Annotated in this window: 17 protein-coding genes; 5 read left to right on the forward strand and 12 right to left on the reverse strand. The window is 43.4% G+C overall.

The annotated features are described in order from the left end of the window. Positions 1-6 precede the first annotated feature (6 nt). Positions 7-1,182, reverse strand: coding sequence for an acetyl-CoA C-acetyltransferase (locus N521_RS03545; RefSeq protein WP_035389819.1), 1,176 nt, complete (start codon positions 1,180-1,182; stop codon positions 7-9). 103 nt (positions 1,183-1,285) lie between these two features. Next, positions 1,286-3,397 carry a (Fe-S)-binding protein gene (locus N521_RS03550; RefSeq protein ID WP_017360061.1) on the reverse strand — a complete coding sequence of 704 codons (2,112 nt, stop codon included), beginning with the start codon at positions 3,395-3,397 and terminating at the stop codon, positions 1,286-1,288. A gap of 143 nt (positions 3,398-3,540) precedes the next feature. Here N521_RS03550 and cls (N521_RS03555) point away from each other — a divergent pair, with 143 nt between their 5' ends. From cls (N521_RS03555) to N521_RS03565, 3 genes are all read left to right on the forward strand, one after another. Then, a complete protein-coding gene (gene cls / locus N521_RS03555; RefSeq protein ID WP_035389821.1) occupies positions 3,541-4,737 on the forward strand; it encodes a cardiolipin synthase in 1,197 nt (398 codons plus the stop codon). A gap of 12 nt (positions 4,738-4,749) precedes the next feature. Next, positions 4,750-5,712 (forward strand): UV DNA damage repair endonuclease UvsE, encoded by a 963-nt coding sequence (gene uvsE, locus N521_RS03560; protein WP_035389823.1) that lies wholly within the window; start codon positions 4,750-4,752, stop codon positions 5,710-5,712. A 73-nt stretch (positions 5,713-5,785) separates the two neighbouring features. Next, positions 5,786-6,040: a hypothetical protein gene (locus N521_RS03565; protein WP_017360064.1), complete on the forward strand. Its 255-nt coding sequence runs from the start codon at positions 5,786-5,788 to the stop codon at positions 6,038-6,040. A 30-nt stretch (positions 6,041-6,070) separates the two neighbouring features. Here N521_RS03565 and N521_RS03570 read toward each other — a convergent pair whose 3' ends face one another. The 4 genes from N521_RS03570 to cls (N521_RS03580) form a co-directional block, all read right to left on the reverse strand. Continuing rightward, the gene (locus N521_RS03570; RefSeq protein WP_035389825.1) at positions 6,071-7,069 is read right to left on the reverse strand and encodes a S66 family peptidase; all 999 of its coding nucleotides are present in this window, start codon (positions 7,067-7,069) and stop codon (positions 6,071-6,073) included. Positions 7,070-7,124: 55 nt separating this feature from the next. Further along, positions 7,125-7,247, reverse strand: coding sequence for a hypothetical protein (locus N521_RS19870; protein WP_269320975.1), 123 nt, complete (start codon positions 7,245-7,247; stop codon positions 7,125-7,127). Between the two features lie 125 nt (positions 7,248-7,372). Continuing rightward, complete coding sequence (locus N521_RS03575; RefSeq protein ID WP_035389827.1) at positions 7,373-9,088, reverse strand: ABC transporter ATP-binding protein; 1,716 nt, start codon at positions 9,086-9,088, stop codon at positions 7,373-7,375. A 105-nt stretch (positions 9,089-9,193) separates the two neighbouring features. Further along, positions 9,194-10,696 carry a cardiolipin synthase gene (gene cls, locus N521_RS03580; RefSeq protein WP_025208143.1) on the reverse strand — a complete coding sequence of 501 codons (1,503 nt, stop codon included), beginning with the start codon at positions 10,694-10,696 and terminating at the stop codon, positions 9,194-9,196. Positions 10,697-10,847: 151 nt separating this feature from the next. Between cls (N521_RS03580) and N521_RS03585 the strand changes: the two genes are divergently transcribed. Continuing rightward, entirely contained in the window at positions 10,848-11,816 is a 969-nt protein-coding gene (locus N521_RS03585) for a S66 family peptidase (RefSeq protein WP_035389829.1), read from the forward strand. Positions 11,817-12,340: 524 nt separating this feature from the next. On the opposite strand, the gene argS is transcribed toward N521_RS03585, so the two are convergent. From argS to speE, 5 genes are all read right to left on the reverse strand, one after another. Beyond that, complete coding sequence (argS, locus tag N521_RS03590) at positions 12,341-14,014, reverse strand: arginine--tRNA ligase (RefSeq protein ID WP_017368232.1); 1,674 nt, start codon at positions 14,012-14,014, stop codon at positions 12,341-12,343. Next, a complete protein-coding gene (locus N521_RS03595) occupies positions 14,011-14,433 on the reverse strand; it encodes a YwiB family protein (protein ID WP_007497707.1) in 423 nt (140 codons plus the stop codon). The genes argS and N521_RS03595 overlap by 4 nt, the downstream gene beginning before the upstream one ends. Positions 14,434-14,557: 124 nt before the next feature. After that, the gene (locus N521_RS03600) at positions 14,558-14,905 is read right to left on the reverse strand and encodes a hypothetical protein (protein ID WP_035389831.1); all 348 of its coding nucleotides are present in this window, start codon (positions 14,903-14,905) and stop codon (positions 14,558-14,560) included. A gap of 76 nt (positions 14,906-14,981) precedes the next feature. Beyond that, positions 14,982-15,854 (reverse strand): agmatinase, encoded by an 873-nt coding sequence (speB, locus tag N521_RS03605; protein ID WP_007497709.1) that lies wholly within the window; start codon positions 15,852-15,854, stop codon positions 14,982-14,984. Between the two features lie 69 nt (positions 15,855-15,923). Continuing rightward, on the reverse strand, positions 15,924-16,754 hold the full coding sequence (gene speE, locus N521_RS03610) for a spermidine synthase (protein ID WP_017360074.1): 831 nt from the start codon (positions 16,752-16,754) through the stop codon (positions 15,924-15,926). A gap of 225 nt (positions 16,755-16,979) precedes the next feature. Between speE and N521_RS03615 the strand changes: the two genes are divergently transcribed. Then, entirely contained in the window at positions 16,980-19,049 is a 2,070-nt protein-coding gene (locus tag N521_RS03615) for a transglycosylase domain-containing protein (protein ID WP_035389833.1), read from the forward strand. 125 nt (positions 19,050-19,174) lie between these two features. Here N521_RS03615 and N521_RS03620 read toward each other — a convergent pair whose 3' ends face one another. Next, positions 19,175-19,693: a YwhD family protein gene (locus tag N521_RS03620; protein WP_007497712.1), complete on the reverse strand. Its 519-nt coding sequence runs from the start codon at positions 19,691-19,693 to the stop codon at positions 19,175-19,177. Between the last annotated feature and the right edge of the window lie 12 nt (positions 19,694-19,705).

The raw sequence follows: 19,705 nt of genomic DNA on the forward strand, positions 1-19,705 counted from the left end.
TCCCTTTTAATCCACCTTGATCATGATCGCATCACCTTGACCCCCGCCGCTGCAAATCGCCGCAATGCCGATCCCGCCTCCTCTTTGTCTGAGTGCATGGATCAAGGTCAATATAATACGTGTTCCGCTTGCTCCAATCGGGTGACCAATCGCGACTGCCCCTCCGTTCACATTCATTTTCCGCCGATCCAGTCCAAGCATTTTTTCGCATGCCAATGCAACCGCTGAAAAAGCCTCATTGATTTCAAACAAATCGATATCCTCTACTCGCTTCCCTGTTTTCTTTAACACTTTTTCGATGGCATAGGCTGGTGTTTTCGGAAAATCCTTTGCCTCTACTGCTACTTGGGCATGCCCAAGCACAACTGCCATAGGTTTTTCACCTTGCTGCATGGCATATGTGTCTTTCATTAATAGAAGCGCACTTGCACCATCATTGACACCAGGTGCATTGCCAGCGGTGATCGTACCTGCCTGATTGAAAACGGGCATCAGTTTTGACAAACGTTCATATGACGTATCACGCCGCGGGGCTTCATCTTCTGAAATCAGCTGATCTCCTTTTTTATTCTTGACGGTAACGGGGATGATCTCATTTTTAAAAAAGCCGCTTTTTTGCGCCTCAATGGCTCGTTCATGACTTCTTAACGCCCAAAGGTCTTGTTCTTCTCGTGTGACGCCAAGCTCTTTCGCCGCCATGCTTCCATACTCACCCATATGAACACCTGTAAACGAACATGTTAATCCATCTAAAATCATGGCATCTTGTACAGCACCATCTCCCATTTTGTAACCCCATCGTGCTTTTTTCAGAAGATAAGGAGCATGAGACATGGATTCCATGCCGCCTGCCACGATCACCTTGGCATCTCCCGCTCGAATGATTTGATCGGCTGTCGTGACACTGCGCATTCCTGAAGCACAGACTTTGTTGATGGTTTGTGTCGGAACCGACCAAGGAAGATCTGCATGTCTAGCTGCCTGCCTTGAAGGATTTTGACCTTGTCCTCCTTGAAGGACACTGCCCATGATGACTTCATCCACTTCATGAACATTTGAGGCTCTTTCCAGCGCAGCTTTTATCGTCATCCCCCCTAATTCTGCAGCAGTCAAACGACTTAAAGTTCCACCTAGTTTTCCAAATGGTGTTCTCGCTCCAGATACAATGACCGTCGTGCTCATTTCTTTCCCCTCCTATTTGTTACCGCTTACATAAATGCTGCACAGCTCTTAAAACATCGGTATCTATCGGCCGATGAACAGTCGATTCATCGGCCTGACACCTTTATGAAGCCTGCGTTCTCGTTTCGCCAAACACTGATTTTTCAAGAAGTTCTGCGACATCAAATGTGCCGACCTGCTCTTCTACTTCCTTCGCTTTCGTCCCATCCCCAAGCATGGTTAAACAATATGGGCACCCTGAGCTGATGATGGACGGCTGTACCTGTAAGGCCTGCTCCGTTCTCGCTGTGTTAATCCGAGTACCTGTCTCTTCTTCCATCCACATTAAACCGCCGCCGGCACCGCAGCACATCCCGGATTCACGATTCCGTTCCATTTCTTTCAGTGTCACACCCGGAATAGATTTTAAAATATCTCTTGGCGGATCATAGACCTCGTTATATCTGCCTAGGTAGCAAGAATCGTGGAAAGTAATGACCTCGTTCACTTCATGAATAGGCGTTAATTTTCCCTCTTTTACTAGCTCTGCCAGTAATTCTGTATGATGGTACACCTCTGCCTCGAGCCCGAAGTCTGGGTATTCATTTTTAAATAAATTGTAAGCATGCGGATCGATCGTGACAATTTTGGTTACGTCATTTTTTTGGAATTCTTCGATGTTCTTTGCAGCAAGCTCTTGGAACAAAAATTCATTCCCAAGTCTTCTCGGTGTATCGCCTGAGTTTTTCTCTTTATTGCCTAGGATGGCAAAAGAAACCCCTGCTTCATTGAGCAGTTTTGCAAAGGCAAGAGCAATCTTTTGGCTTCTATTGTCATATGCACCCATCGATCCAACCCAGAATAAATAGTCAAAGGTCTGATCTGCTTTTTTCAGCTCTTTCACTGTCGGAACATGCACATCTTCTCTTAGTTCACGCCAGTTTTCTCTTTCTTTTCGGTTCAATCCCCATGGGTTCCCTTGGCGCTCGATGCTTGTCATCGCACGCTGTGCATCTGCGTCCATTTTTCCTTCAGTCAGCACTAAGTATCTGCGCATATCAATGATTTTGTCGACGTGTTCGTTCATGACAGGACACTGATCTTCACAGTTTCGGCATGTCGTGCATGCCCAGATTTCTTCTTCTGTAATGACCTCACCAATGAGAGAAGGATGATACATTGCGCTCGCCGCAGATTCTTCCGCTCCGGCTCCTCTTGCCTGTAATGCCAGCTGATTTCCTGTCGTCTGCTTGAAAGCAAGCTGCGGAACCCACGGTGTTTTTGATGTAATGGCAGCCCCTTTATTTGTTAAATGATCTCTTAATCGTAAAATCAAATCCATTGGAGACAGCATTTTCCCCGTCCCAGTCGCTGGACACATATTGGTACAGCGTCCGCATTCCACACAAGCGTAAAGATCGATCAGCTGAGATTGACGGAAATCTTCAATTTTCCCAACGCCGAACGTTTCTTGTGTCTCATCTTCAAAATCAATTTTTTGCAGTTTGCCTGGCGGGTCCAATCTGCTGACAAATACGTTGACCGGGCCAGCGATGAGATGGGCGTGCTTAGACTGCGGGACGTACACTAAGAACGTCAGTAAAATAAGAAGATGCACCCACCATGCGACATAGAAAACAATTGTTGCCGCAAGTGGTGACAGCCAGCCCAGCAAGAAAGCAATGCCGGAAGCAATTGGCTCAGTTGCTGATAGTGAGTGCCCATGCCAAATGATGTTCATTCCGTTTCCCAGTAATACGGTCAGCATCAATCCGCCAATAAACAAAAGGACAAGCCCTGACTTAAAGCCCCTTTTTAAACGTACTAACTTCTCGACATATCTTCTATGGAACGCCCAAACCACCGCCACTAAAATGAGAAGTGTGACTACCTCTTGGAAGAACGTAAAGACACCGTAAAGCGGACCTAATGGTAGCCCGCTGTCTGGAACAAGTCCCTTCATAATAAAATCAAGGGCTCCGAACTGCACTAAAATAAATCCATAGAAAAACAGCACATGAATGATGCCGCTCTTCTTGTCCTTGAGCAGTTTCTTTTGCCCAAACACATTCACCCAAACACGTTCTAAGCGTTTTTTCATGTCTTTTTGAAATTCTTCTTTTTTGCCAAGACGAATATACGCCGCTCGTGTTCGAATGAGATAAATAAACAAATACACAGCGTAAGCGGTCACTGCCGCAAATGCAATCAAGTTAACAATTAAAAGGCTATTCATCTTGCTCCCCCTTTCATTCCCCAAAACCCACTTTGTTCCGTTTCCATGTTGTACCTCTATCATAAATAATGAATGAGTATTCAGTCAATATTTTTTGCCCATTTGGGTACACTATCGTCATATGTAAAAAAGGAGGAACCTTCATGATCGCATTGATCATTCTACTCGTCGTCTTCGTCATTGTTCTACTCGTCAGGCTAGATCTTTATATAGGGAGAAAATATTTTTCTACCCATGCTTTTGAACGGTCTTTTGACCAAACAAGCGGCGATGCAGTTTTTTATCATGATGGCGAACCACTGTTTGATCAGCTGCTTACGGATATACAGCAAGCCTCTTCTTCTATTCATATGATGTTCTTTATTGTAAAGAACGACAAGATCGGGCAAAGGATTCTGCAAGCACTTAAAGCGAAAGCAGAGCAAGGTGTTTCGGTTTTTTTGCTCACTGATCGGTTAGGCTCCTATCCATTTGATCAAACATCCATTCAGATGCTAGAAAAAAGTGGCATTCAATTTTACTTTTTAAATAAACCACGCTTTCCTTTTTTCATTTATCGTTTAAACATGAGAAATCACCGAAAGATCACAGTGATCGATGGGAAGATCGGCTACATTGGCGGGTTTAATATTGGAGATGAATATGTAGGGAAAAACGGCAGGTTTGGCATTTGGAAAGACTATCACCTGCGAATGACAGGACAGGTTGTCGCAGACCTACAGCATGTGTTTCTGAATGATTTGTACCGGTCATCTGGTATTCACCAGCTGCAATACGAGGTTTTTCCTGCACTGGAACCGGGAACATTACAGTGCACTACACGTGCGACGGCAGGTTTTTCTTTAGAAGCCTTATTTCTTCACGATATTCAACAGGCGAAAAAGCAAATCACCATCTGCACGCCCTATTTTATTCCATCAGCTCCTCTTCTAAGCGCCCTTCTTGACGCACGGAAGCGAGGCGTGACTGTCGACATCATCATCCCAATGAAGGCGGATCACCCGCTTGTGAAAGAAGCTGGATTTCATTATTTGAAAGATCTGATCGCTGCTGGATGTCTTGTGTATCGTTTTTATAAAGGGTTTTATCATGCGAAAGCCATTCTCATCGATCATAGCCGTTGTATGATCAGTACGGCGAACTTTGATAAACGAAGTTTGTTTTTCAACGAAGAAGTGGATGTGGCCATTGATGATCCCGCCTTCACCTCACATGTAGAGGAAAAGATTCGTGAACACATGGAAGTGTCAGAACTGATGACTGAAGAAAAATACAAACAGCGCCCACTTCTCACGCGTCCAATTGAGTGGATAGGCGCCCTGTTCTCGTATTTTTTATAAAGGAGTTGACCTATGCGTTATCGATTTGGTTATGTATCCAACGCCGTCACTTTATGGGAAGCTTCACCTGCCAAGTCGCTGACCTTTGCAAGATACAGTAAACTCTCAAAGAAAGAGAGGACAGAGGCTCTATTGCGAACGACGAAAGCCAACCTCGTCAATACATTAAGAACGCTTTATTTTGCGATTGCCCATGATATTCCGCTTTACCGTTTTTCAAGCTCGATTGTCCCGCTCGCCACCCATCCTGAGGTGCGGTGGGACTTTGTGACACCCTTTCACAAAGAATTTCTAGAGATTGGTCAACTCGTAAAGCGGCACGGATTACGAGTGAGCTTTCACCCCAATCAATTTACTTTGTTCACAAGTCCAAAGCCATCTATTACAGAAAACGCCGTCATTGATATGACCTATCATTATGAAATGCTTGAGGCCATGAAGCTTGAAAAGGAAGGCTATATGAACATTCATGTCGGAGGTGCATATGGCGACAAGGCATCTGCTTTACAGCGTTTTGATGAAAATATAAAGCAGCTTCCTGCACATATCAAGGCGAGAATGACGCTTGAAAATGATGACAAAACCTATACGTCATTAGAAACGCTTGATGTTTGTGAAAAGCATGGCATCCCGTTTGTATTTGATTACCACCATCACATGGCAAACAAAGATGATGATGCGGCACTTGATGACATTTTGCCAAGAGTGTTTGACACGTGGGCAAACACTGGCATACCGCCTAAAGTCCACTTATCCTCACCAAAATCAGACAAGGCGATACGGAGCCATGCGGATGGTGTGGAGATGTCCTTTGTATTGCCACTTTTTCAAGCTTTAAAGCCGTATGGTCGTGATGTGGATTTTATGATTGAGGCAAAGAAAAAGGATCAGGCTTTGCTCCGTCTTGTTGAGGAGCTGTCAGCGATCAGAGGCAATCGGCGGACGGGCGGAGGCACCATTGAGTGGAAATCGTAGAGAAAGGTTTACCTCTATCACAACGGGGGTAACAAAGCTATTGTGAGAAAGTATTTAACAGGAGGATATGAAGATGTCACAAATCTATTCAATCCGAATTGCTGCGAAAGCATTGAATTTACATAAGCTTATTTCTCTATACGAAAAGTGCCAGCACGCTCAGCATCGTTTATATGTATATTCTAAAAAAACAATGTGCAACATTAAGAACATCGTAGAGCTAGAAACCTTTAGGCTTACTCATTTAGAATCAGACTATTTAATCGTGGTAGAAGGAAAAGAGGCACAAGACCTTCTACAGCCATTTGAAAAAGAACATGCTTCGTAAAGAAGAGCAGTATTAGAGCTGCTCTTTTTTCTATATCCACGCTTCTGTCAGCCAAACCTCGCGTGACGTTGCATTCATTTTTACTTGTGTACCGATTGGCATCGTGAGCATCGGATGCGTATGGGCACTGTCAAATTCTGCGATGAGCGGCCTCTTTGTATCTCCCAGTACTTCAAGTAAGAGATCGTGCGGCCTTTTGCCCGTTCCTTCATCATCAAACAGCTCATGTTTCCCTAAGAGGATACCAGATACCCGTTCAAACACACCATTTATCTTTAACAGAGAGAAGTTCTTTTCGACGATGGAGGCTGTTTTCATACAATCTTCAATGAGAAGGATATCGCCTTTTTGGATTTGAGGCATGAATTCACTTCCCCATATGCCATACATGGCATTTAGGTTCCCGCCGATCAGTCTGCCTTCTGCCTGCCCTTCAATGACGCACATCCACTCGTTTGGACGTTTTTCTTTTTCTCGTATTTTCTCTTCCCAGTTGATCCGTTCGTCCGTCCAGAAGGGCGGTTTTTTCACCTGATACGGGATGGGCTGCGGATGAATGAGAATGTCCTCGAAAGATTGATATGTATGATTGACAAATGGTTCAAACTCTCCAAAAGACGGCACAAGTGCAGGCCCGTAAAAAACAGGAAGACCCGTTTTTTCATAAGCCGCTAAAAGAATTGCCGTCGCATCTGAATAACCAATCATGATTTTCGGATGCTTCATCAGCAGCTCAAAGTCGAGATAAGGAAGCAAACTATTCGAGTTCGTCCCCCCAATCATCGACATGATACAGGACAAATCTTCTCTCGCCATCAGCTCATTCAGCTCAGCTGCTCGTTCTTGAATTGTTCCCGAACGATAGTGATCCTCTTTCCCTTTTAATGATCCTGGTACCACAATGAATCCTTTTTGTTCAAGCCATTCCTTCGCCCGCTCATACCTAAGAGGCGAGGTGGCAGATGCTGGACTTGAGGGAGAATAAATACCTATTTTATCGCCCTTCTGTAAACGCCGAAGCCCCTTCATTCCATCAGATCCTTCCTACACGAGTTTTTACTATCCTAGCAAAAAAAGCCCTTTTTCAAAAGGGCTCAGATTTAATATAAGAGCTTAAACACAGCCCAAACAATATGACAGCAAAACTGATGGCGAGCGTCACATAGTGAATGCTTTTGATCATGACTGTTTTTGCCGTTTCACTCAAGCCATCCTCTCCTTTTGAATCCAATTGCCTTATAGTATATCAACATTCCATTTAAATGGAAAAGAAGATTTTATTCTATCAAAAAGAGCCCAGCTTAATAACTGGACTCATTCAATCACTTCACTTCAATGACCAAACTGCGCTTCATGCAGTCTGCTATAGACACCGCCCATTTGGATTAAGTCTTGATGGCGGCCTTGTTCTTCAATGCCTTCCTCTGTCACGACGATGATTCGGTCTGCATGTTTAATTGTCGCAAGGCGGTGAGCAATGACGAGTGTCGTCCGGCCGACTGCCAGTTCGCTTAGTGCGTCTTGGATTGCTTTTTCTGTTTCTGTATCAAGTGCTGACGTCGCTTCATCCAAAATAAGAATAGACGGGTTTTTCAAAAACATCCGTGCAATTGACAGGCGTTGCTTTTGACCGCCGGATAGCTTAACGCCGCGTTCACCAATGACCGTATTCAACCCTTCTGGGAACCGCTGAACGAGCTCCTCTAAATGGGCACGTCGCACCGCCTCCCAAATGTCTGCATCACTCGCTTCTAGGTTGCCGTACGCAATATTCTCACGAATGGTGCCTGAGAATAAAAAGACATCCTGCTGCACAATGCCAATCTGCTGTCTTAAAGCGGACAAGGTCATCGATTTTGTGCTCACACCATCAATGGTGATGTCTCCTTCGTCCACATCATAAAAACGAGGCAGCAGACTACAAATAGTCGATTTCCCCGCTCCTGATGGCCCGACAAACGCAACCGTTTCCCCTTGTTTGATATTCAAGTTGATTTCCTTCAATACATGACTGTGCTCATCGTAGCCAAATGTCACGTTTCGATACTCAATTTCACCTTTCAAGCCGTAAATATCACGTGCACCTTCTGTATCCTTCACATCTGGCTCTGTTTCAAGCAAATCGACATAGCTTTTAAAACCGGCAATGCCTTTTGGATACATTTCAATCACCGTGTTGATCTTATCAATTGGTCTGAATAACACATTTGTGATCAAGACAAAGGCGATAAATCCGCCTGCCGTTAATTGACCTTGAAGAACAAACCATGTACCTGCCAGAAGGACAAACAGCGTCACAAGCCTTGTGAGAATATAGCTGATTGATCCGTTAACCGACATAATTTTATAGGAAAGAAGTTTCGCTTTTCGAAAGCGGTTGTTATTTTCAGCAAAGCGCTTTTTCTCAAAATGTTCATTTGCAAAGGCTTGAACAAGACGAATACCGCCAATATTGTTCTCAACCCTTGCATGAAAATCTCCAATGTCATTGTTGAGTTGTGTAATTGCCTGTGTCATTTTTTTATTAAAATGAAGGGCTAACCAGATGATGACTGGCATAATCAAGAACGTTAAAATGGCAAGCTGCCAGTTAATCATGAGCATAACGGCAAAAGCGCCAAGAATGGTCATAATCGCAATAAACAAATCCTCAGGTCCGTGATGCGCCACCTCACCAATGTACATGAGGTCATTGGTCATTCGAGACATAAGCTTACCCGTTTTGTTGTTATCAAAGAACTTAAATGAGAGACGCTGAAAATGATCAAACAGCTTCTTCCTCATATCTGTTTCAATATTGATGCCAAGCATGTGCCCCCAGTACGACACAATAAATTGCATCACTGAGCTGAGTGCGTAAATGACAAACAGCGCAAGTGCGGTCCAGGCAATGACCGTCCAGTTCCCTGTCGGCAGTAATGTATCAATGAAGTAGTTCACGATCAGCGGGAAACCTAGTTCCATGAGTCCGACGGCCACAGCGCAAAAGAAATCTAAAAAGAACAGACCACGATAGGGCCTGTAATAGGCAAAAAAGCGTTTTAGCATATGTAAAAGAACCTCACTTCCTCTATAATTGATAATCATTTTCAATTATAGAGGAATCATTATAGAAATACTAGATCAGGAAATGATTTCTTCCCCTGGATTCCCTCACAATACACCTGAAAACAACCGAGCAAACGATTCCTTTAAACGTTCCTTTAAGCCCCTTTTATAAAAATGAACCGGCCCCATTTGCTCACATTCCTTCATATCTTCCTCATAATGAGCCATCAATTGCTCGATCGGTTTCTTTGCCGCTGTAAAGACATTGACCTCAAAATTGAGTTGGAAGCTTCTCATATCAACATTGGCCGTTCCGACAGAGGCAAGCTCTCCGTCTGCAATCATGACCTTTTGATGCATGAATCCTTTTTGATAGTGATACACCTTGATGCCTTCTTTCAAAAGCTCAGAAAAATAAGATCGTGTGGCGTATTGCGTGAGAAAGCCATCGTTTATCTCAGGCACCATCACACGCACATCCACCCCTCTTGTGGCCGCAATTTTTAACGCTGTGCGAATGGATTCATTTGGGACAAAATAAGGCGTCGCAATCCAGACAAATTGCTGTGCATTCGAAATGAGTGCGTCATATAAATCACTCATACTTTCCTTCATATCAGGTCCAGTCGGCACGACCTGTATGACATCTTCTCCTGTCACAGGATGCGGGGTGTGATACTTGGGATCATCAATTAACACTTCATCTGATACATACTCCCAGTCCAGCATAAATATGGAGTGAAGTGTCTGAACGGCTTCACCCTTTAACATCGTATGCGTATCACGCCAAAAGCCGATGTTTTCATCGCGTCCTACATATTCCTTCCCCACATTGAGCCCACCAACAAATCCTGTTTCTCCATCAATAATCACGATTTTTCGGTGATTTCGGAAATTGAATTTTTGATTAAAGAATCCGTATTTTAATGGCAGAAAAGGAGCGACCTTTATCCCCGCCTGCTTCAATCGTTTAATATCTTTTCGTGAGAAGCGAATGCTGCCAGCCGCATCATAGATGAATCGAACCTCTACTCCTTCTTTCACTTTTTCAATCAAGATCTCCATCATCCGGTGACCGAGAAAATCAGATTTGAACATGTAATATTCTATATGGATGAACGTTTTTGCCTTTTTTAATTCTTCAAAAATACGTGGAAAGGTTTCCTCTCCATTCTTTAAAATCTCCATATCACTATTTGTATTTACATGCATCCCTGTTGCTTTTTCTGTGTAATGAAAAAAAGCACGCTGATTATCGGTTAAACGCGTCTCATCCGGCTTACTCTCAAGCTCTGATATTCTGCGTAATTTTTCTCGGTTATACATTCTCTTTGATTTAAACAAATGTCCTTTGACATAAAGCTGCCCCGAGAACAAATAAAACATATAGCCGATGATCGGGAAAAAGATCAGTACATACATCCATAACAGCGTGTGCTGTGATGTCCGGTTCTCTAGCATAAGCGAGATAATACTAAATAAAATGATGGCGATATAACTAGCTGCGTAAAGCTGAAAACCCCACGCTGGAACCGGCCACCAAAACACCACATATGCCCCAAATATCATGAAATATAAAAATAGAAATTCCAGTCTCCTCTTTTTCACATTCTCCGCCCTCATTCTGTCTTTTTCTTTTCCATACCCTTTGCACAGCTTGTCTGAAACGCACGGTTTGCTGCTTTCTTTTAGCTTTTACAGACTGGAGCGTTTTGATCCGATATAATGGAAAATATGTGAAGGAAAGGACGAATGACTTATGTGTACACCATCTGCTTTAAAAAAGGGAAGCCACATTCGGGTAATTGCTCCAAGCCGAAGTGCCAGCATTTTATCAGAAGAAGGAATGGCTCAGGCGAAAAAACGTTTAGAGGCATTAGGGTTCACTGTTTCTTTTGGACAACACGTGTTTGAATGTGATCTGCATTCCTCTTCTTCTATTGAATACCGTTTATCTGATCTACATGAGGCATTCTCAAATGATGAAGTCGACGGCATTTTGACAGCAATCGGTGGCTTTAACTGCAATGAGCTTTTGCCTTATATAGATTATGATTTGATCCGTCAGCACCCAAAAGTTCTTTGCGGCTACAGTGATATTACCGCACTTGCAAACGCCATTACCGCCAAATGTGACATGGTGACGTACTCAGGTCCTCATTTCTCCAGTTTCCAAATGGAACAAGGACAAGAGGAGCAGACAGCCATGTTTCAAGCGTGCGTGATGAGTAGCGAGCCATTTGATGTCACCCCTTCTACAAAGTGGAGTGATGATGCGTGGTATCTTGATCAAGCAAATAGGCAGTTTCATCCGACAACATGGGGGATTTATCAAGAAGGAACAGCTGAAGGCACCTTATATGGCGGAAACCTTTGTACACTGAACTTATTGCAAGGGACACCCTTTATGCCTCGCATCAAGGATGCCATCTTATTTGTGGAGGATGATGACTTGGTCTTTCCTGAAACATTCGCCAGAGACCTTGCCTCGCTTTTGCAGCATGCCGAATCCATTAAAGGGTTAATCATCGGACGTTTTCAAAAGAAATCCAAGATGACAGAGGAACATTTGAGGTTCATTCTAGATAAGCACCCAATGCTTCAACACATTCCAGTGATTTACGATGTCGATATCGGACATACACAGCCAGTCTTCACCTTGCCGATTGGCGGGAGTGCCGAGCTATCCTGCCAGGACGGAAAAATCCAATGGCGTGTTCATGCATAAATAAAACCTAAAAAGCCCCCTCATATGTGGGTGCTTTTTCTATGCCAACGATTCTTTTTTAAAATTTTTTTTAGAAAAAGTGATCCAACCCTTCATCCTCTTCGTTAAGTAGATGTAAAAAGAAAAGAGAGGAGGCAAAAACATGTTCTCTGATGTACTTAGCCAATTATTTGATTCTATCTCTAACATTATCAATACACTTGGATAATCCCATTAACGCACACATACTACATGCTTTCTGAAGGGAGGATACAAACTATGTTCTCTGATGTACTTAGCCAATTATTCGATTCTATTTCTAACATCATTAACACACTTGGGTAATTCCTATGACACGCACATACTACATGCTTTCTGAAAGGAGGATACGCTCATGTTCTCTGATGTACTTAGCCAATTATTCGATTCTATTTCTAACATTATTAATACGCTTGGTTAATGTTCAAAACCCGCTATCTCTCGAGAATAGCGGGTTTTTTTATATAAAGAAGCCCCGCTCATAAAATAGAGCGGGGCTTTGTGCATTACATTTTTTCCGGTGCAGATACGCCAATGAGTTTTAATGCGTTGGCTAGTGTAATTTGTGTCGCCTTCATTAGTGATAGGCGTGCTGTTGTTTTTGTTTCATTTTCAACATCAATGACCTTCTCGGCATTGTAGAAACTGTGAAGGGCTGATGCTAGATCATAGATATAGTTTGTGACGCGGTGCGGAATACGTTTTTCTGCTGCTTCTGCTACAACCTCTGGGAAGCTGCCGATGATTTTCAGAAGATCGTATTCTTTATCGGACTGAATGTGAGAGAAATCTGCTTTTTCAAGGTTTGGCTCGTAGCCTTTTTCTTCCCCTTGACGGAGCATGCTGCAAATTCTCGCATGTGCATATTGCGCGTAGTACACAGGGTTTTCGTTAGACGTAGAAATCGCTAAGTCTAAGTCAAAGTCCATATGTGTCGCCGCACTTCTCATCGCAAAGAAATAACGAGTGGCATCTAAGCCCACTTCTTCAATCAAGTCACGCATTGTGACGGCTTTACCTGTACGTTTACTCATCTTCATCTTTTCACCGTTTTTGTAAAGGTGAACGAGCTGAATGATTTCGACTTCCAGTTTGTCCTCTGGATATCCGAGTGCTTGGATCGCCGCTTTCATTCGAGGAATGTACCCGTGATGATCCGCTCCCCAAATGTTGATGAGCTGGTCAAAACCTCTGTCCAATTTGTCCTTGTGATATGCGATATCTGGAAGCAAGTACGTGAAGCTGCCGTCTTTTTTAATCAGGACACGGTCCTTGTCATCACCAAAATCAGTTGAACGTAACCATGTTGCGCCATCTTCTTCAAAGACATAGCCTTTAGCGCGAAGTGTTTCTAGCGCTGGTTCGATTTTTCCGTTTTCATATAAAGACGTTTCAGAATACCACACATCAAATGGGACACGGAAATTCTCTAGGTCGACACGTAGTTTTTCTAGTTCATATTTTAAACCGTACTCACGGAAGAATTTCATACGCTCTTCTTCTGATTCATGCACGAAACGGTCACCAAATTCATCAGCCAGTTTCTGCCCGATGCCTTTGATGTCTTCTCCTCTGTACCCGTCCTCTGGCATTTCTTTTTCAAGACCGAGCGCCTCAAAGTAACGTACTTCTACAGATAGAGCAAGGTTATTGATCTGATTGCCTGCATCGTTGATATAGTATTCACGGCTCACATCGAAGCCTGCTTTATCAAGGATGTTGCAAAGAGAATCTCCTACAGCTGCGCCGCGGGCATGTCCAAGGTGAAGGTCACCTGTTGGATTGGCTGAGACGAATTCGACTTGCACTTTTTGACCGCCGCCTGTATTCGTTTCGCCATAAGCCTCTTTTGCCTCAAGAACAGCTGGAATAAGCTTTGTTAAATATTGATTGTTCATATAAAAGTTGATGAATCCTGGACCTGCAATATCCAGTTTTTCGATTGACGCTTTGCCTTTATCAAAAGCTTTCACAATGTCCTCGGCGATTTGACGAGGTGCTTTTTTCGCAATGCGAGCAAGCTGCATCGCCATATTGGTGGAATAATCACCGTGAGTTTTGTCTTTTGGCACTTCCAAAAGAACATCCGGCACCTGGCTTTCATCAGCAAGTCCTGCTTTGACGACTGCCGCAATGATTTCTTCTTTTAACGCATCTTTGACCTGTTCTGCGATATTCATGAACGTAAATCCTCCTTATATGAAATCGATAATGTATGTAAATGCTTTTGATCTTCACCTGTCAGCATATCGTACGTAATGTGCAGAAGCCCATTGTCTACATCAAGATCAATGCCATGTGTGTGCACATCGAGCTGAAGTGTGCCAAATGGCATCGTGTAATGTGTCACGGTCGTTTCTCCAATGAGAAAGCGCTGCTTCATTTGAATTGCACCTGATCTCATGACAAAAATTTCTTTTTCACTTATTTTGACAACAGTTTTTACTTGACCCATTTCATGTTCTTCATGGTAAGTGAGATACGTTTTGTCATTCTTCTCTTGATACGTTCCAGTTGTTCGGAATTCGATCGTTTCAGCCGGTTCCGTCTCTGGTTTCATCACTGACTTTACATGAATTGAAATTTGGTTTTGTGTCATTTTGCACTTCCTTTGCTAAGACCCGTTTAACTAAAATAGTATACCATAATCCCGATTGCCTATCATCCCATCATTTCTCATCTTCGTGTGGATGAAACCCCATTTTTGATCTTCACCTGTCTCTTTAGAAAAAAAGAAAAATGAAGCTCACGCCTATCACGAGTCCAGTCTTGAGCCCTGCGCTTTTTCGATTGATGAGATAAAACAGTGCTTGGATACCTGAACTTGCCAAAAATGCCTGAAAGAAATCAAATGGGAGAAGATGCCCTTGCTTATAAACAAATAGCATAAACAGCGCGATGCCAGTGAGATAGAAAAAGCCTCGATCCTGAAACAGATGAACCATCTCATCCTTTGCCTCTTTTTTCGAGGTGAACGTGGGCGGACTCGCTGCAAGCTCTCTTTTCAGCGTAAGAAAGCCTGCCGCTAACACACATAAAGCGAGTAATACCATCAATACAGAAGAAAACACGACCTGCCTCCTTTATCATGTCACCAATGTAAAAAAAGAGCTTGTCCATGTGAGATGACAAGCTCCTCTATCAATGTTATTTCACAAATCCAAGCAGCATTTCTCGTAAAAGTTTGCTTGCTGTATTCGCCGTTTGATCGGAATGATCATATACAGGCGCTACCTCTACAAGGTCTGCACCGACGACATGCACATCAGAACCAGCAATGGCATGAATAGATGCCAGCAGTTCTTTTGACGTAATACCACCAGCATCCACCGTTCCAGTACCAGGCGCATGTGCCGGGTCGAGTACATCGATGTCAATTGTCACATAAACTGGGCGGCCTTTCAGCTTTGGTAATACTTGTTTCAATGGCTCCAGCACTTCAAATTTAGAAATGTGCATACCTGCTTCTTTTGCCCATTCAAATTCTTCTTTCATCCCTGAACGGATGCCGAAAGAGTATACATTTTCAGGTCCAATAAGTCCTGCAACTTTACGAATCGGTGTCGAATGTGAAAGCGGCTCACCCTCATATTCCTCACGAAGATCGGTATGTGCGTCCATATGGATGATGGCCAAATCAGGGTATTTCTTATACATCGAACGGAAAACCGGCCAAGACACAAGATGCTCTCCGCCCATTCCTAATGGAAACTTCCCTTTTTCTAAAATGCTGTCAACATACTCTTCAATTAAATCTAAGCTTTTCTGTGCATTGCCAAATGGAAGCGGGATGTCGCCAGCATCAAAGAATGGCACCTCGTGCAGTTCACGATCTAAATAAGGACTGTATTCCTCTAATCCAATGGATACTTCACGAATACGGTTCGGGCCAAAACGAGAACCTGGACGGTAACTGACGGTCCAATCCATCGGCATCCCGTATAAAATGACTTTCGCATCTTCCCATGTCGGATGACTTCCAATAAACACTTTTCCTGAGTAAGCCTCGTCGAATCTCATACAAGATTCCTCCTTTTACGCTTCAAAAAATGCGCAAACTGACATTTGCGCATTTCCATTTCGCTTGATTTATTTGATTAAATCGCTCACAAATTTCGGCAGAACGAATGCCGCTTTGTGCAATTCTTTTGTGTAATATTTCGTATCAATATCAAAGAAGCGGCTGTCTTCTACAGCTAGTGGATCATACTTCTTAGAACCAATGGTAAATGTCCAAAGACCGCTTGGATATGTTGGGATATTCGCTGTATATAGCTTGGTAATCGGGAAAATTTCTTTTACATCACGCTGTACATTTGTAATTAACTCAGGTGTGAACCAAGGGTTGTCCGTTTGTGCAACGAAAATACCGTCTTCTTTGAGTGCTTTTGAGATTCCTGCATAGAAACCTTTAGAGAACAGGTTTACAGCTGGTCCAACTGGCTCAGTTGAGTCAACCATGATCACGTCATATTCGTTGTCAGCTTCCGCAATGTGCATAAAGCCGTCTCCGACTTTCACCTCTACACGAGGATCGTCTAGTTTCCCAGCAATTGAAGGAAGGAACTTCTTCGAGTATTCAATGACCTTGCCATCAATATCAACAAGTGTCGCTTTTTTCACACTTGGATGCTTCAGGATTTCACGAATGACACCACCGTCTCCTCCGCCTACGACAAGAACATTTTCCGGATTTGGATGAGTGAAAAGAGGAACATGTGCCACCATTTCGTGGTATACAAACTCATCTTTCTCTGATGTCATCACCATACCGTCTAAAAACAGCATATTACCAAACTCTTCTGTTTCCACCATTTCTAAATGCTGAAAATCTGTTTGTTCTGTGTGAAGGGTTTTGTTCACCTTCAATGTAATGCCAAAATTCTTCGTTTGCTTCTCTGTATACCAAAGTTCGCTCATTGTTCATCTTCCTCTCATCCAATAATAAACAAACATCTATTGTTAGCGCCTTTTATCGGCTATGACTATATCGATTGTCCAAGAAAAAAGTATAGTGGATTCATATCAAATTGTAAAGAACCGCATGAGATAACTTCATTTTTAAAGCACACCCTTGCAGTCACCTGTTTAAAACGGTTTTCTTTGTCCCATACTGATAAAAAACCGTCAAAATGGGGGCTTTGCATGGACACAATCATGAGTAATAAAAAAATCCGCATGACCGTGAAAACGATTCGGGCCTGTTTTTTTATCGGCTTGCTCGCTTTTCTATTTGCTGGCACAGTCTTTTTGACGATTCTTTTACTAGCTAAGTGGCAAGGCGCTCCCTCTGTTCAAGTTCCCCAATCCACGACCATTTATGCAGCCAATGGATCTAAACTTGGCGAATCGAGCTTTGGAGAAAAGAGATACTGGGTTCCGTTAAAGGACATGTCCCCTCATATACAGCAGGCAGTGGTCGCGGTTGAGGATAAAACCTTTTATCAGCATCACGGCTTTGACGTGAAACGAATGGCAGGTGCTGCGGTGGCAGATATTCGTGCAATGGCAAAGGTACAAGGCGCCAGCACGATCACCCAGCAATACGCACGAAATTTATATTTAGATCATGATAAAACATGGAAGCGGAAGTGGAATGAAGCCTTTTACACGATCCGCTTAGAACAAAACTATACAAAAGATGAGATATTAGAAGGATACTTGAACACCATTTATTATGGCCACGGCGCATACGGCGTGGAAGCGGCATCCCGCCTTTACTTTGGAAAAAAAGCGAAGAACTTAACTTTAGCTGAGTCTGCCTTGCTTGCCGGGATTCCAAAGGGGCCTTCTCTCTACTCCCCTTATGTGAATGAGGAGAAAGCCAGCGCAAGAAAGAATATGATTCTGAGGCAAATGCAAGAGGATGGCATGATTACGAAAAAAGCGGTTGCTGATGCCAGCAAGGAAAAGCTGTCCTATCGCCCGCTCAAACAAAAGCAGCTACAAGCAAAGCAGGCCCCGTATTTTTATGATGATGTGATTCGCGAACTGAAACAAACGCTGGGTTTAACCGAGGAACAAATTGAAACGTATGGTCTTCATATCGAAACGACCTTACAACCTGAATTACAAAAAATCGCTGAAAAGACTTTAACCAACATCATGGATTCTGAATCAGATATCCAAATCGGCTTTGCTGCCATCCATCCCCAAACAGGGCATGTACTCGCCCTCATAGGCGGGAGAGATTACGAGAAAAGCCCATTCAATCGTGTCACACAAGCAAAAAGACAGCCGGGTTCAACAATGAAACCACTTCTCTATTACATGGCTTTGCAAAATGGGTTTACACCAGCAACCGTGATGCGCAGTGAAGAAACTGTTTTTGAACTCGATGAGCAAGGAAGCGGCGCCGCTTATTCACCAAGCAACTATCATGGCTATTACGCCAATGACGGTATTACGATGCTTCAGGCTTTGGCTCTATCTGATAACATTTATGCGGTCAAAACCCATCTATTTTTAGGAATGGAACAGCTTGTACGTGCAGGGAAAACGTTCGGGATTCACGAAAAACTAGATCAAGTGCCTTCACTTGCGCTAGGTACTTCACCTGTCAAACCAATCGAAATGACCAATGCTTACGCGATGCTGGTCAATGGAGGAAAACGTGTCAAGCCAACCTTTATTACGAAAGTAACGGACGCAAAGGGCAACTTACTCTTTGAGGAGAAACAAAAACGAGAGCAAGTACTAGATGAAAAAGCAGCATTTGTCACCACTGACATGATGTCAGGGATGTTCAATCATCAATTAAATGGCTATACAAGTGTCACAGGTCGTACCATTTCAAAAGATCTTACCAGAACGTATGGAGGGAAATCGGGGACGACAGGCGCTGACAGCTGGATGATCGGCTTCTCTCCTCAGCTCGTCACAGGTGTGTGGACCGGCTACGATAAAGGACGCACCATTGACTCGGTCACAGAAACCGCCTATGCGAAAAAGATATGGGCTTCCTTTATGGAATCAGCCCTCTCAAACCAGCCAGCCTCCTCCTTCATGCCGCCAGACGGTGTAAAAGGCGTATATATCAATCCAAAAACGGGTGATCTCGCAGGCCCAGGATGCGAATCAAAGGTATTTACCTATTTTATAGAAGGAACGGAGCCGACCGGTGTCTGCTACGGTGCCGAGAACAAAGCATCTGAGCAAGACACGGCTCAGGATCAACAGCCTAAGAAATGGTGGGAAAAGTGGCTGAAGCGTTAAAAATGGACATGAAAAACCCCGAGATCTGCATCTCGGGATTCTCCATGTCCTAGCTTTAACACCAGTTTACTGAAAAAACGACTGGAATTGGTATCCATTCATCATTCTTCACAAAAATTTCACAATTACTCAGGAACAGCCAATCCTTCTTTTAATTCATCTGTGGATGCTTCCCATAACGCCTCATTGTGACTCTTCAAGAAATCAGCGAGCACCTTTTTCGAACCATCATCCATATGACTGACAACGATTTTACGCTTCATGGATTTATCCATTAAATTCACATGCTCAGGAAGCGACTTATATCCTCTGCGAATCGAGCGGTCAACGGTCATTTCACAAGCTGTGACACCAGCATAATATGGCCCCTCTTCTCTACGGTCAATCGTCACCCATACGAGCCAGTAAGGTTTTCCGTTAGGTACCTCTTCTTTGGTTTTTAAAAATTTAATTCCTTTTTCGACGGCACTTCTTGCATGCATCGCACCAATATCAATGACGGCTTCCTTTTCCTCCACATCAATGATCACCGGCGAGATATTATCAAGGCTGAGGGCACCTGCTCCAAAACCTCCATGTCCATCCGTTGCATCTGTTTTTTTAATGATATTAAAACCAATTGGTTTCTTCTTTTTACCTTCCATTCATTAAACCTC

This window comes from Bacillus sp. UNC125MFCrub1.1 (assembly GCF_000701305.1).
Taxonomy (GTDB): domain Bacteria; phylum Bacillota; class Bacilli; order Bacillales; family Bacillaceae; genus Bacillus; species Bacillus altitudinis.